General features: G+C 66.3%; 14 protein-coding genes. 6 read left to right on the plus strand and 8 right to left on the minus strand.

Annotation, left to right across the window (positions count from 1 at the left end; translation table 11 throughout):
- Positions 1–43: 43 nt before the first annotated feature.
- Both ACGHN1_RS08925 and ACGHN1_RS08930 read left to right on the plus strand, forming a co-directional pair.
- Entirely contained in the window at positions 44–958 is a 915-nt protein-coding gene (locus ACGHN1_RS08925) for a phytoene/squalene synthase family protein (protein ID WP_390550912.1), read from the plus strand.
- A gap of 36 nt (positions 959–994) precedes the next feature.
- A complete protein-coding gene (locus ACGHN1_RS08930) occupies positions 995–2,866 on the plus strand; it encodes an acetyl/propionyl/methylcrotonyl-CoA carboxylase subunit alpha (protein WP_390550457.1) in 1,872 nt (623 codons plus the stop codon).
- Between the two features lie 13 nt (positions 2,867–2,879).
- Here the strand turns inward: ACGHN1_RS08930 and ACGHN1_RS08935 are convergent, their stop codons facing one another.
- The gene (locus ACGHN1_RS08935) at positions 2,880–4,145 is read right to left on the minus strand and encodes a multidrug effflux MFS transporter (protein WP_390550913.1); all 1,266 of its coding nucleotides are present in this window, start codon (positions 4,143–4,145) and stop codon (positions 2,880–2,882) included.
- 65 nt (positions 4,146–4,210) lie between these two features.
- Between ACGHN1_RS08935 and dinB the strand changes: the two genes are divergently transcribed.
- Positions 4,211–5,347 (plus strand): DNA polymerase IV, encoded by a 1,137-nt coding sequence (dinB, locus tag ACGHN1_RS08940; protein WP_390550459.1) that lies wholly within the window; start codon positions 4,211–4,213, stop codon positions 5,345–5,347.
- Positions 5,348–5,359: 12 nt separating this feature from the next.
- On the opposite strand, the gene ACGHN1_RS08945 is transcribed toward dinB, so the two are convergent.
- The 5 genes from ACGHN1_RS08945 to ACGHN1_RS08965 form a co-directional block, all read right to left on the minus strand.
- On the minus strand, positions 5,360–5,725 hold the full coding sequence (locus ACGHN1_RS08945) for an NUDIX domain-containing protein (protein ID WP_390550914.1): 366 nt from the start codon (positions 5,723–5,725) through the stop codon (positions 5,360–5,362).
- 115 nt (positions 5,726–5,840) lie between these two features.
- Positions 5,841–6,302 (minus strand): Dps family protein, encoded by a 462-nt coding sequence (locus tag ACGHN1_RS08950; protein WP_390550461.1) that lies wholly within the window; start codon positions 6,300–6,302, stop codon positions 5,841–5,843.
- A 99-nt stretch (positions 6,303–6,401) separates the two neighbouring features.
- Positions 6,402–6,986: a hypothetical protein gene (locus ACGHN1_RS08955; protein ID WP_390550463.1), complete on the minus strand. Its 585-nt coding sequence runs from the start codon at positions 6,984–6,986 to the stop codon at positions 6,402–6,404.
- A gap of 133 nt (positions 6,987–7,119) precedes the next feature.
- A complete protein-coding gene (locus tag ACGHN1_RS08960) occupies positions 7,120–7,377 on the minus strand; it encodes a hypothetical protein (RefSeq protein WP_390550465.1) in 258 nt (85 codons plus the stop codon).
- A gap of 57 nt (positions 7,378–7,434) precedes the next feature.
- Positions 7,435–8,736 (minus strand): sulfotransferase family protein, encoded by a 1,302-nt coding sequence (locus tag ACGHN1_RS08965; protein ID WP_390550467.1) that lies wholly within the window; start codon positions 8,734–8,736, stop codon positions 7,435–7,437.
- 161 nt (positions 8,737–8,897) lie between these two features.
- Between ACGHN1_RS08965 and serS the strand changes: the two genes are divergently transcribed.
- From serS to ACGHN1_RS08980, 3 genes are read left to right on the plus strand one after another with little or no spacing between them, the layout of a single operon-like run.
- Positions 8,898–10,178 carry a serine--tRNA ligase gene (serS, locus tag ACGHN1_RS08970; protein WP_390550469.1) on the plus strand — a complete coding sequence of 427 codons (1,281 nt, stop codon included), beginning with the start codon at positions 8,898–8,900 and terminating at the stop codon, positions 10,176–10,178.
- Positions 10,178–10,942 carry a 5'/3'-nucleotidase SurE gene (surE, locus tag ACGHN1_RS08975; protein ID WP_390550471.1) on the plus strand — a complete coding sequence of 255 codons (765 nt, stop codon included), beginning with the start codon at positions 10,178–10,180 and terminating at the stop codon, positions 10,940–10,942. The genes serS and surE overlap by 1 nt, the downstream gene beginning before the upstream one ends.
- A gap of 14 nt (positions 10,943–10,956) precedes the next feature.
- Positions 10,957–12,063, plus strand: coding sequence for a potassium channel family protein (locus ACGHN1_RS08980; protein ID WP_390550473.1), 1,107 nt, complete (start codon positions 10,957–10,959; stop codon positions 12,061–12,063).
- 4 nt (positions 12,064–12,067) lie between these two features.
- Here the strand turns inward: ACGHN1_RS08980 and ACGHN1_RS08985 are convergent, their stop codons facing one another.
- A complete protein-coding gene (locus tag ACGHN1_RS08985) occupies positions 12,068–12,436 on the minus strand; it encodes a DUF1761 domain-containing protein (RefSeq protein ID WP_390550476.1) in 369 nt (122 codons plus the stop codon).
- Positions 12,437–12,455: 19 nt separating this feature from the next.
- Positions 12,456–12,866, minus strand: coding sequence for a DUF1761 domain-containing protein (locus tag ACGHN1_RS08990; protein WP_390550478.1), 411 nt, complete (start codon positions 12,864–12,866; stop codon positions 12,456–12,458).
- Positions 12,867–12,890: the final 24 nt, after the last annotated feature.

A 12,890-nucleotide genomic window follows, 5' to 3' on the forward strand; every position in this document is an offset into this window, starting at 1 on the left:
CGGGCGAGACCGCGCGCATCTGGTCGGCAAGGCGAAGGAGTCGATCGAAAAGGGTTCGCACAGTTTCGCCGCCGCCTCCAAGCTGTTCGACCGGCTGACGCGCGAGCGCAGCTGGCTGCTCTACGCCTGGTGTCGCCGCTGCGACGACATCGCAGACAATCAGGACCGGGGTGGGCCGCTAGGAGATCAGGGGACCCCCAAGAACGCCGAGGACCGGATTCAGGCGATCCGCGTCCTCACCCGCCGCGCCTTCGAGGAACAGCCGACCGCCGAGGCCGCCTTCGACGGTTTCGGCCTGGTCGCCGACGAATGCAATCTGACCATGGAGATGGCCAACGACGTCATCTCTGGCTTCGCGCTCGATGCCAGCCGCTTTGCCCCCGCGAACGAGCGCGATCTCTTGCGCTATTGCTACCACGTCGCCGGGGCGGTGGGGATCATGATGGCGCGGGTCATGGGCGTGCCGGAAGAGGATGGCGAAACACTCGACCGGGCCAACGACCTCGGTATCGCCTTCCAGATGGCGAACATTGCGCGCGACGTGGTCGAGGACGATGCCGCCGGCCGCAGATACATCCCCGCCGACTGGCTGGCGGAAACGGACTGGGGGAACGGCAACCACGCGTCTCCCGAGAACCGCTTCAAGCTCGCGGGGATCATGCCGCGCCTCATCGCGCTCATGGAAAAGCACGAGGCGGCGGCACGGCTCGGTGCCGCACGGTTGCGTTTCCGCCAGCGCTGGGCGGTGCTGGCGGCAGCCAACATCTACGGCGCGATCGGGCGCAAGGTGCTCGACCGAGGTCAGCTCGCATGGGACCGGCGTGTGGTGGTGAGCGGACCGGAAAAGCTGTGGCACATCCTGCGCGCTTTGGGCCAGGCGGTGGTCAACAGCCCCCCCGCCCCGGTCGAACCGATCATCTGGAGCCGCCACGATTTCCGCCCCGTCGCCGGGTGGTAGCTTGATGCGCACGGATCGCAGGGCTAGCGCGCTCGCATGATCCAGAAACTCCTCATCGCCAATCGCGGCGAGATCGCCTGCCGCATCATCCGCACCGCGCGCGAGATGGGGATCGCCACCGTGGCGGTCTATTCCGATGCCGATGCCAAGGCGCTGCATGTCCGACAGGCGGACGAGGCGGTGCATATCGGCCCCTCGCCCGCCGCCGAGAGCTATCTCGTGGGCGACAGGATCATCGCCGCCGCGAAGGAGACCGGCGCCGAGGCTATTCATCCCGGCTACGGCTTCCTTAGCGAGAACGCCGGTTTCGCCCAGGCCGTGATCGACGCCGGGCTGATCTGGGTCGGCCCCAAACCGTCGAGCATCGATGCGATGGGCCTGAAGGACGCCGCCAAGAAGCTGATGCGCGAAGCCGGCGTGCCGGTGACGCCGGGCTACGAAGGCGAGGACCAGTCGGTCGAGAGGCTCAAGAAAGAGGCCGATGCCATCGGCTACCCTGTCCTGATCAAGGCGGTCGCCGGCGGTGGCGGCAAGGGGATGCGCAAGGTCGACGATGCGGCGCAGTTCGAGGAAATGCTGCAAAGCTGCCGGCGCGAGGCCAAGGCCAGCTTTTCCAACGACGAGGTGCTGCTCGAGAAATGGATCACCTCGCCCCGCCATATCGAAGTGCAGGTGTTCGGCGATGCCCATGGCAATGTCGTCCACCTGTTCGAGCGCGACTGCTCGCTCCAGCGCCGCCACCAGAAGGTGATCGAGGAAGCCCCCGCCCCCGGCATGGACGAGATGACGCGCGAGGAACTCTGCGCCGCCGCCGTCCGCGCCGCCAAGGCGGTCGACTACGAGGGCGCCGGCACGATCGAATTCATCGCCGACGCCAGCGAGGGCCTGCGCGCCGACCGCATATTCTTCATGGAGATGAACACGCGGCTTCAGGTCGAGCACCCGGTGACCGAGGAGATCACTGGGGTCGATCTGGTCGAGTGGCAGCTGCGCGTCGCGAGCGGCGAGCCGATTCCGCTTAAGCAGGACGAGCTCGCCATCGAGGGCCACGCAGTCGAGGCACGCCTATACGCCGAGGACCCCTCGAGCGGATTCCTCCCCAGCACCGGGCCGCTCGAATGGCTCGATCTCGGCGTTGCCGGACGGATCGAGACCGGTGTCGAGGAAGGCGACGAGATTTCGCCGCATTACGATCCGATGATCGCCAAGCTTGTCGCCTGGGGCGAGGACCGCGACGATGCCATCGATCTGCTCGTCGAAATGGCCGAGACAGCGGAGGTCTGGCCGGTGCGCACCAACGCCGCCTTCATCGCCAACGCGCTGTCGGACAATGATTTCATAGCCGGGCGGCTCGACACGGGGTTCATCGCGGACAAGGGCGACGCGCTGATCCCGTCGGGCGAGCCGGACGAGGCCGTGCTTCGCGGCGCGGCGCGGATCGCCATGGTTTCGAACGACGATCAACCGGAAGGCTTGGCAGGCTTCCGCCTCAATCGCGCACCACGGCATGCCGTCGCCCTGACGCATCGCGGAAGCACGCACGTCGTGGACCTGGACGAGGAACCATTCGAACCGTCACTGACGGGCTTTGCCGAGGACAGGCGCGTCGTCGTCTTCGACAACGGTCAGGCGTTCGGCTTCGACACCGAAACCCGCGGCTCCGGCGCAGCGGCGGCGGGCGATGGCGCGATCCTCGCGCCGATGCCGGGCAAGGTCATCGCGGTCGATGTGGCCGAGGGCGACAAAGTCTCCGCGGGACAGCGGCTGATGGTGCTCGAGGCGATGAAGATGGAGCACGCGCTCACCGCGCCCTTCGACGGTACCGTGACCGAACTGGCCGCGAGCGAAGGCGGGCAGGTCCAGGTCGAGGCCGTGCTCGCGGTGGTGGAGCCGGCGGAAGAGGGCTGACCTCCCCGCGAACTCAATCGTCTTCGGCGACCGGGGGGCCGAACAATTCGCCCTTCTCGCTGAACATCACGAACACAAGGCTCAACACCGCGGTGGCCAGCAAGGCGAGTGCGAGCGGCCGCGCCGTCCCGTCGTAGGAATAGCCGATGAAGGCCCCCAGCGCAGCGCCGCTGGTCATCCGCAGGAAACCCTGCGCGCTGGAAGCGGCACCGGCGATGTGGCGGAAGGGCTGGAGCGCGATGCTGCCGAAATTGGCGCCGATGAAGCCGAGCAGGCTCATGTTCGCAGCCATCAGCGGCACGAAGGTCCACAGCGTCTCGTCGGGCTGGCTGGCGAAATAGAGCTGGGCGGCGGCGACGCCGATGAACACGAACAGCGCGACATGGCTCACGCGGCGCGCGCCCACCCGCTCGACGATGCGGCTGTTCGACCAGTTGGCGATCGCCATGCAGCCGGCGCAGATCGCGAAGATCATCGGGAAGTCGTCGCCCGCGCCGAAGGCCTCGCCGATCAGCTGCTGGCTGGAATTGATGAAGCCGAACAACCCGCCGAACACCAGCGCGCTGCCCAGCGTGTAGCCGATCGTTTCGCGCAGGGTCACCGCGCTCGTCATGTTGCGCAGGATCGTCGGGACATGGATGTCCTGCCGATCCCCCTCGTGCAGGGTTTCCGGCAGGCGAATATGCACCCACAGCGTCATCGCCGCACCGAGCACGGCCATGGCAACGAAGATCCACCGCCAGTCGCCCATCAGATGCAGCACGAACTGGCCGATGCTGGGGGCAATCGCCGGTACCAGCAGAAAGATGACGAAGATCAGGCTCATCATCCGGGCCATCTTGTCGCCGCCCACGCGGTCGCGGATGATCGCTGGCGGCAGGGCGATGATGCCGGCGGCGAAGAATCCCTGCGCCGCGCGCAACGCCACCAGCATGTCGAAACTCGTCGCCGCCGCGCAGGCCAGCGACAGAGTGATGTAGAAGAACAGGGCGACGAACAGTACCGGGCGTCGACCGTAGCGATCGGCGAAGGCGCCGGGGACCAGCGTGCCGAAACCGGCCGCCAGGAGATAGGCGCCGACGACGAACTGCCGGCTGTTTCCGGCCGCGCCCAGATCGGAGGCTACCGCATCGAGCGCAGGAAGAATGGCGTCGATACCGAAGGCGTTGCACGCCATCAGTAGCGCCATCATCCAGATCAGTTCGCGCTCGCCGATCTTCGGACGGCGGGCGGCTTCGGCCTGGGGCCGTTCGCCCGTCGCCATCTGTTCGGTTCGCATCTGCACAAAGCGCGAAGTGGCGGCAAAGGTTCCGGTTTGCAACCTGCCACGCTATCTATTCGCGCATGGCCGATAGCGCTTTCGACAACGATGGAGACGAGGCACGCGAGCTCGACGGCCTGCGCAAGATCATCCATGTCGACATGGATGCCTTCTTCGCCAGCGTCGAGCAGCGCGACCATCCGGAACTGCAAGGACGACCCGTGGCAGTGGGCGGTTCGAGCGGTCGCGGCGTGGTCGCCGCGGCCAGCTACGAGGCACGCCGGTTCGGGGTCCGGAGCGCGATGCCGTCGGTCACCGCAAAGCGGTTGTGTCCCGATCTGGTGTTCTGCAAGAGCCGATTCGAGGTCTATCGCGAAGTCTCCGACCAGATACGCGCGATCTTTCGCCATCATACCGACCTCGTCGAGCCGCTGAGCCTCGACGAGGCCTATCTCGACGTCACCGAGGATCGGCTCGGCATCGGCAGCGCCACCCGCATCGCCGAGATGATCCGACAGGAAATCCGCGCCAAGACGAAGCTGACAGCGAGCGCCGGGGTCAGCTACAACAAGTTCCTCGCCAAGCTCGCCAGCGACCAGAACAAGCCCGACGGGATCTGCGTGATCCGCCCCGGGCAGGGTGCGGACTTCGTCCAGTCGCTGCCGATCCGCCGCTTCCACGGCATCGGCCCCAAGGCGGAGGAGAAATGCAAGCGGCTGGGGATCGAAACCGGTGCCGACCTTGCCGACAAGGAGCTCGCATGGCTGACCGCTCATTTCGGCAGCTTCGGCGAATATCTGCACCGCGCCGCGCGCGGAATCGACCTGCGCCCGGTCCGCGCGACCCGCGAGCGCAAATCCGTCGGCGGCGAGCGCACCTTTCACGAGGACCAGCATTCCGCCGAAGAACTGCGCGAGACGCTGGAGCGGATCGTCGACATCGTGTGGGAGCGGATCGAGCGGAACGGGGCCAAAGGCCGCACGGTCACGCTCAAGCTCAAATACAATGATTTCACCCTCAACACGCGCGCGAAGTCGGTTGCGCAGCTGGTCGGGGCGAAGGCGCGCTTCGCGCAGATTGCCCGCGAATTGCTGGAGGATCAGCTCCCCCTGCCCCGCCCGATCCGGTTGATGGGTCTCACCCTTTCCTCGCTCGAGGGCGTCGAGCGGCTTTCGCGAAAGGAGAAGGCCGCGCGCGCCGCGCAGCTCGCGCTGTTCTGATTCCGGAGCGAATCAGGCTCGCTCGCGAGCTCTCCACATCCCCAGCCGGGCCTTCGTCCGATGACCGAGACTGTCGGGAAGAGTATCGATGGTGAAAAACCGTGCCTCGGCGATCTCCCGACCGTCGATCTGCGGCGGGTCTCGGGTGGTGCAGGCGAAAAGATGGGCCGTGTGGGGCGATCCGGACAGGGTCTCTTCCAGCCGACCGACCAGCACCAAGCCTTCGGCACGGCAGCCGGTCTCTTCGGCCAGTTCGCGAACCGCCGCATCGCCCGGATCCTCGCCCCTTTGCAAACCCCCGCCCGGCAGATGCCAGCCTTCGGGGCCGTAGCTATGACGCACCAGAAGCACCCGCCCCTCGCCATCGCGAGCGATCATGGTCACACCCTCGATCCGCGCTCCCCGCCAGACGCGCCAGCGATGGCGCAGGCGATGTGCAACCGGCGCGATCAGGCGAAAGATCGACGCCGGGACGAGGCGAGAGACGGGAATGCTATTTTGCTGTCTGATCGAGGAACCAGATGCGCTCCTCGCACTCGTCGATCCACTCATCGACAAGGCCGCTGGTGGCATTGTCCTCGGCGCTTTCGGCCGCTTCCTTCACTTCGATCAAGCGGTCGCGCAGCCTCCGGTTGTCGTCGCGCAGTTCGACGACCATCGCATCCGGCTCGAGAGTCGTGTCGTCCTGATCGGCGATGCGGGTGTTCGAGGCGACCGATCCGATCGATGTCAGGGTGAGCTCGTCGTTCTTGCGCACCCGCTCGGCTATGACGTCGACCAGCGCCACGATCTGCTTCGCCTGCTCGTCGAACAGGAGGTGAAGGTCGCGAAAACGGGGCCCGGCGACATGCCAATGAAAATTCTTGGTTTTCACATACAGCGCCAGGTGATCGGCCAAAGCACCGTTGAGGCTGGCGGCGAGACCGGCTTTGGAATTGCTTTTCTGCTTGCTCATGATGTTTTCCCTTCGTCGCTTCGTCTCACCTTGCCAACGGCTCGGCAACGGCAGGGTTTCGCGATTTCGCGGCGATGCTCTGATCGATATAATCGATGATCAGATCAATCCGCGCGCCAACAATCCGATGACGATTGCGGCCACAAAAGCCAAGCCGCTGAGAACCCTCCGGATTGTCGCCAGGGGAAGCCGGACGAGACCATCATACCCCATAGCCAGTGCAACCGCCATGCCTGCCACTGTAGCGACCGCTCCGCCGATTCCGGTCGCCATCGGTACGGCACCCCCGGCAGCCAGCGCGAAGACGATCAGTCGCGGCGGATCGCCGATCTGGCGCGCGAGGAGCACCACCGTCATCGCGCCGAGCGAATGCGTCGGTTCGCGCGCAAGGATAGCAGGCCGCCACCGAACGAGCTCGGCAGCAACGATCAACAGCGCGATCGCCACCAGCATCGTCTCCGCGCTGTCGGACAGATCCGACCCGATGACGCCGCCGAACCACGCGGCAAGAATAGCCGTGGCTGCGGAGCTGGCCAGCGCCAGACCGATCAGGGGCTTCGTGATGCCGAGCCGTTCGCCGATAGCCGCTGCCAGCAACTGGTCGCGTCCGCCGAAGCCCGCCAGCACGGCGGCAACCAGCGCGATGAGGAAATCTCCGCCGATGGAACGTCTCTCCCTTCGCAATCCGCGAGCTGCGTGGCCTCCCTCATACACGAGCGCAAGAATCTTCGCAGATCCGGACAGTGGGGGACGAAAATGCGGTTTGAACGAAAAGAGCCGCCATGACGGCGGCTCTTCTCAAGCAAGGATCGCGGGTTTAGGCAGTCTTGGGTGCCGTCGAGGTGGGGGGCGGCTGCGACCCGTCGCTGCGTGACGAATTGTCCGCAGACTGCTTGTCCGCGAGCTTTTTCGCCAGATAGCCGCCTGCGCCGATAGCGAGCATGGCAGGAAGGCTGAGCCGCCGGACGAGCGTGGTCGCGACCACGCCCAGCGCCGCGCCGGTGGCGCCGTTGATGCCGCCGGTCTGCTTGGCGAGCCTGTCGCCGACGAATGCTCCGATTACCTTGCCGATCATGCTAAATCTCCTTTGGTTCGGCAACGAAGGAGAGGCGTGGGCGTTCCGCCGTGCCCATCAGGATCGCGCGGCGGCGCGGCGGTCGCCGAAGTCGCCCTCGCGCGGAATGTCGAAGGCGCGGATATAGTCGCTCAACTCGGCCGAAACCTGCGCGGGATCGAGTCCGAATTGCGCCAGACTGTAGTGGTGCGGGCGACTTTTCAGCCTCTGCGAGCGCTCGATGAAAGTTTCCATTCCCGGAGCCGCCGGGTCGAAGTCGAGATCGAGAAAGCGATAGATGCGCTCCATGGTACCGCGCCAGTCGCGGTCCATGTCGTCGTAGCGCACGTCGATTATGTTCTCGGGCGCGATTCCCGCTCGCGCCGCCATCATCCGCTCCACCTGCAACCGGGTCTTGCGCAGCCACTCCCGCCCGAGCCGCACCGGATCGCGATGATCGGAATAGATGATCGTCTGGTTCCAGGCGAGCGACGCGGCGCTCCCCACCACCTGTTGCGGGTCGCGGTGGCTGAAGATCACCCGCGCATCGGGAAAGACGTTCAGCAACGCCGGCAGGTCGAGCATGTGCTGCGGAGTCTTGAGCACCCAGGGGCGCAGCGAGCTCTCCTGCTGCGACCAGCCGATCAGCCGCAGCAGATCGGCCATGTGGCGATAGGCGGGCGTCGCATCCTCGCCCTCGCACCAGCGGGCATAGGTCGGCACGTGCCACTGCGCTTCGTGCTTCATCCCCCACATGCTGGCGACCAGCAGGCCGAGCTCCTCCTCGGGCTCGTAAGGGCCGGTGGGGTGGATCGAGAGGGTGCGCGGATTGGCGAGCCGCGCGACATTCATGATCCGGGAAGCCAGAACCGGGCGGAAATCCTTCCTTTCACCGGCCAGCACCCGCTCGAACTCGGGTCGCGGCACCGGGCTGATGGTCTCGAAGCTGCGCAGATGGGCGAAGCGGCTGTCGCTGGCGAGCAGGCGGTGCAGCCGCGTCGTCCCCGACCGCATCGGGCCGACGATCACCACCGGGCGCCTGATCGGGCGAGCGAGGACTTCGGGGTGCCGCTCGAACCACCACTGCGCCAGCAACCGGTCGCGAAGGACATGATGGAATTGCGCCGCCGCGGAAACCTCGCCTGCCGGATTGAGGCGCGCTTCGGATTTCACGCTGTCGAGCAGGACCTCCATCGGTCGTTCGAACCAAGGATCGCCGAAATCGTCGAGCCCGGTCGCTTCCTTTGCTGCAGCGAGCAGGCGGTCCTTCTCCAGCCGGACGGCTTCGATCAGGCCGACACCGCGCCCGGCCCGGATCGCGAGGTTGAGACCGTCTATGAAGCGGCTCCGCCGTGGCGGACGGTGAGGATGGGGTTGCAATCGTTTGCCCTCGCTCAGCGTAGTATTCGGCGTTCCGCGCTCCACCGACGCAGAAGCCCGCCGCCTAAAGGGGCACAACCCGGCTGACAAGCAAGCGTGCCATTGCGCCCCCGCACGCCGCCTCTGGCCATCGGGATTGGGAGCGGGCATAGCGCCGGCCCATGCACGATATCGCCTTCGTCCGGTCGAACCCCGAGGCCTTCGACGCCGCCATGCGCGCGCGCGAGGTCGAGCCCGCCGCCGACCGCATCCTCGCCCTCGACGCCCGCCGGCGCGAGGCTCTGACCCGGGTCCAGCAGGCGCAGAGCCGCCGCAACGAAGCCTCCAAGGCGATCGGGCAGGCGATGGCCAAGGGGGACAAGGAGTCCGCCGAAGCGCTCAAGGCCGAGGTTGGCGAACTCAAGGCCACCATGCCGGCGATGGAGGAACAGGCCAAGGCAGTCGAGGCCGAGCTCGATGCCCTTCTCGCCGGGCTCCCCAACCTGCCCGCCGCAGATGTCCCGCAGGGCAAGGACGAGGCGGACAATGTCGAGATTTCCCGCTGGGGCGACAAGCGCGACTTTGCCTTCGAACCCAAGGAGCACGCCGATATCGGCCCGGCGCTGGGGATGGATTTCGAGACCGGCGCGGCGCTCTCGGGTGCGCGTTTCACCTTCCTGAGCGGCGGCATCGCCCGGCTCCACCGCGCGCTCGCCCAGTTCATGCTCGACCGCCAGACCCGCGAGAACGGCTACACCGAATGCAACCCGCCGGTGCTGGTGAACGATGGCGCGATGTACGGCACCGACAAGCTGCCGAAATTCGCCGACGACAGCTTCCGCACCACCGATGGCCGCTGGCTGGTCCCCACCTCCGAGGTCCCGCTGACCGCGTCGGTCGCCGACACGATCCTCGGCGATCTCGCCGAGCCGATGCGGCTCACCGCGCACACGCTCTGTTTCCGCTCCGAAGCCGGATCGGCGGGGCGCGACACGCGCGGCTTCATCCGCCAGCATCAGTTCGAGAAGGTCGAGCTCGTCAGCATCTGCCGGCCCGAGGACAGCGAGGCCGAGCACGAGCGCATGACCCGCTGCGCCGAAGGCGTGCTCGAAGCGCTGGAGCTGCCCTATCGCCGCATGCTGCTGTGCACTGGGGACATGGGTTTCGGCGCGCGCAAAACCTTCGATCTCGAGGTCTGGCTGCCCGGCCAGGGCGCCTGGAGGGAAATCAGTTCCTGCTCCAACACCGGCGATTTCCAGGCGCGGCGGATGAATGCGCGCTACCGGCCGGAGGGTGAGAAGAAGACCGCTTTCGTCCACACGCTCAACGGCTCGGGCCTCGCAGTCGGGCGTACGCTGGTGGCGGTGATGGAGAATTATCAGGAGGCGGACGGCAGCGTCACGATACCGCAAGCGCTGGCACCCTACATGGGCGGCATCGCCAAACTGGAGCCTGTGACCTGATGCGCATTCTGCTGACCAACGACGACGGTGTCCATGCGCCGGGGCTCGAGGTGCTCGAAGAAATCGCGCGCGAGTTCACCGACGATATCTGGATCTGCGCGCCGGACGAGGAGCAGTCGGGCATGGGCCATGCGCTCACCCTCACCCGACCGGTGCGGCTGAGGAAGCATGGCGAACGCAAGTTCTCGGTCACCGGAACGCCCACCGACTCCGTCACCATGGGCCTTCGCAAGATCGTCGAGGCCGAGCCCGACGTGATCCTTTCGGGCGTCAACCGCGGGGCCAATCTCGGCGACGACATCACCTATTCGGGCACCGTCTCCGCCGCGATCGAAGGCGCGCTCGCCGGTATCCGCTCCATCGCCTTCAGCCAGGTCACCCGCCGCGACGGCGATGCCGATGCGGACACGTTCGATGCCGCGCGCGGCTGGGGCGCGAAAGTGCTGGCGCCGCTGCTCGACACGCCGCTGCCCGAGCGCACGCTGGTCAATGTCAACTTCCCGCCGCTTGCTGCCGGGCAGGTCAACGGCATCCGCGCCGTGCGGCAGGGGTTCCACGATTATTCGCGCGGCACGGTGGTCGAGGGGCGCGATCCGCGCGGCTTCAAATACTACTGGTTCGGCCTGCAGGCGATCGAGCACACGCTCGACCACGGCACCGATCTCGAGGCGATCGACGAGGGGTTCGTCTCGGTCACCCCGCTGCAGCTCGATCTCACCCATCACAGCTCGCTCGGCGCGCTTGCCGAACGCTACGCGGGCTGACACACAGGCGGTAGATGGCGGACCAGCTCGAGAGCCTCAAACCCCGATCGGAACGCCGCGTCTATCGCGGACCCCGCTTCAAGCCACTTCGCCGGGCGGTGAAGATCCCGGTCTGGGGGGATCTCGGTATTCGCCTCGGCGCAGCACTGTTCCTGATCTTCATCGTCGTGATGATCCATTGGTGGGATCGTGGCGGGCTGGTCGACAATCTCGACGGCGAGGTCAGCTTCCTCGACGTCGTCTATTTCACCATGATCTCGATCACCACCACCGGATTCGGCGATATCGCACCGATCAGCGACCGGGCGCGGCTGGTCGAGGCGGTGATCGTGACCCCGATCCGCTTCGCCGTATTCTTCATCTTTGTGGGCACGGCCTACAATTTCATCATCAAGCGCAGCTGGGAGAAATGGCGAATGGCCCGCATCCAGGAGCAATTGTCGAACCATATCGTGGTGCTGGGTTATGGCATTTCCGGGCAGGAATCGGTCGCCGAACTGATCGAGCGCGGCACCGATCCGACCTGCATCGTGGTGATCGACCCGAGCGAGGAACGCCTCGCAGCCGCGGAGGCGCTCGGCTGCAACATCATGGCCGCCGATGCCACCCGCGACGAGACCTTGAAAGCGGTGCGGATCGATCAGGCCGCCAACGTGCTGATCTCCGCCGGACGCGACGACACCACCATCCTCATCACCCTGACCGCCCGCGCGCTCGCCCCGCATGTCCCGATCAGCGTGGTCGTGCGCGCAGACGACAACGAGAGCCTGGCGCGCCAGGCGGGCGCGACCAATGTCATCAACCCGGTGCGCTTCACCGGCCTGTTGCTGGCGGGCAGCGCCAAGGGCGCGCATATCGCCGAATATCTTGCCGACCTTGCCTCGGTTTCGGGCCGCGTCCAGCTGGTCGAACGCAAGGTCACCGAAGCGGAATGCGGCAAATCCATCCAGCAGCTCAGCACCGGCGGGCGCGGCCTCAGGGTCTATCGCGACGGCCGGGCGCTGGGTTTCTGGGAATCGGAATGCGAGAGCCTTCTACCCGGAGATGTGATCGTCGAGATCATCCCCACGCTGAGCGGCGAGGAGAAGGGCGACGGTCACGTCGCCGACGACCTCGTCTGAGGGTTCAGCCGAGCAGCCAAAAGACCGCACCGGCGGCGAGGAAGGCGACGAGCCAATAGGCCGCATCGAAGAGCGCCGGCCCCAGCGCACGCTCCCGGCGCACTGCATTGATCAGCACCGCCGGGCCGATGAAGGTCGATGCCAGCCCGCCCGCCATCATGAAATAGAGCCACGGCTTCGCCTGCAGGGTCGCCGCCCCGACCCGCGCGAACATATGGCCGATCATGGCCATGCTGACGAACAGCAGCAGGGCCGCCAGCGCGTGCAGCGCGAGATTGCTCCGCGGGACCGCCGCCCGCCCGTAGAAGGCGGCACCGAGCAGCGCCGCCACGCCCCATCCGGCGATCACCGCCGTCCAGTCGACCGGTCCCATCCGATTTCCGCTCCGCCGCCTAGGCCATCGACGCGTGGACCAAGCCCATCGCGATATAGAACAGCAGCCAATAACCGGCATCGATCCAGAACAGGCGCCGGTCGGCGCGCTGGAACAGGTAGTTCGTCCACAGCGCCGGAACGATGAACCCCAGCGCCACGCCGAACGCCGTGAGCAGCTTTACCATGAAGCCGAGCGACTGGTCGTAGCTCGCAAACGTGTGGGCCAGCGTCCAGCTGGCCAGCAGCGCCAGCAGGAAGGTGAAGCCGTAGAGCTTGCCGGCATCGGCGCTCTTCATGTCTTCCTCGGTCAGGCCGATCGCGGCCATCCACCGTCTTCCCATGATCGGACCGTACCACAGGCCCCCGACCAGAAAGCCGGCCAAAGCGGCGATCACCACCGCCACCCAGTTTACGTCCAGCAGGTTCATCGCCGCTCTCCTCCCGAAGCACGT

It is taken from the genome of Qipengyuania sp. MTN3-11 (assembly GCF_042851825.1).
Classification (GTDB): domain Bacteria; phylum Pseudomonadota; class Alphaproteobacteria; order Sphingomonadales; family Sphingomonadaceae; genus Qipengyuania.

Coding starts and splice junctions, on each gene's coding strand:
- ACGHN1_RS08930 (WP_390550457.1), top strand. CDS start 995: ATGATCCAGAAACTCCTCATCGCCAATCGCGGCGAGATCGCCTGCCGC.
- ACGHN1_RS08980 (WP_390550473.1), top strand. CDS start 10,957: ATGGCGGACCAGCTCGAGAGCCTCAAACCCCGATCGGAACGCCGCGTC.
- ACGHN1_RS08935 (WP_390550913.1), bottom strand. CDS start 4,145: ATGCGAACCGAACAGATGGCGACGGGCGAACGGCCCCAGGCCGAAGCC.
- ACGHN1_RS08950 (WP_390550461.1), bottom strand. CDS start 6,302: ATGAGCAAGCAGAAAAGCAATTCCAAAGCCGGTCTCGCCGCCAGCCTC.
- dinB (WP_390550459.1), top strand. CDS start 4,211: ATGGCCGATAGCGCTTTCGACAACGATGGAGACGAGGCACGCGAGCTC.
- ACGHN1_RS08990 (WP_390550478.1), bottom strand. CDS start 12,866: ATGAACCTGCTGGACGTAAACTGGGTGGCGGTGGTGATCGCCGCTTTG.
- ACGHN1_RS08945 (WP_390550914.1), bottom strand. CDS start 5,725: ATGATCGCTCGCGATGGCGAGGGGCGGGTGCTTCTGGTGCGTCATAGC.
- ACGHN1_RS08985 (WP_390550476.1), bottom strand. CDS start 12,436: ATGGGACCGGTCGACTGGACGGCGGTGATCGCCGGATGGGGCGTGGCG.
- surE (WP_390550471.1), top strand. CDS start 10,178: ATGCGCATTCTGCTGACCAACGACGACGGTGTCCATGCGCCGGGGCTC.
- ACGHN1_RS08960 (WP_390550465.1), bottom strand. CDS start 7,377: ATGATCGGCAAGGTAATCGGAGCATTCGTCGGCGACAGGCTCGCCAAG.
- serS (WP_390550469.1), top strand. CDS start 8,898: ATGCACGATATCGCCTTCGTCCGGTCGAACCCCGAGGCCTTCGACGCC.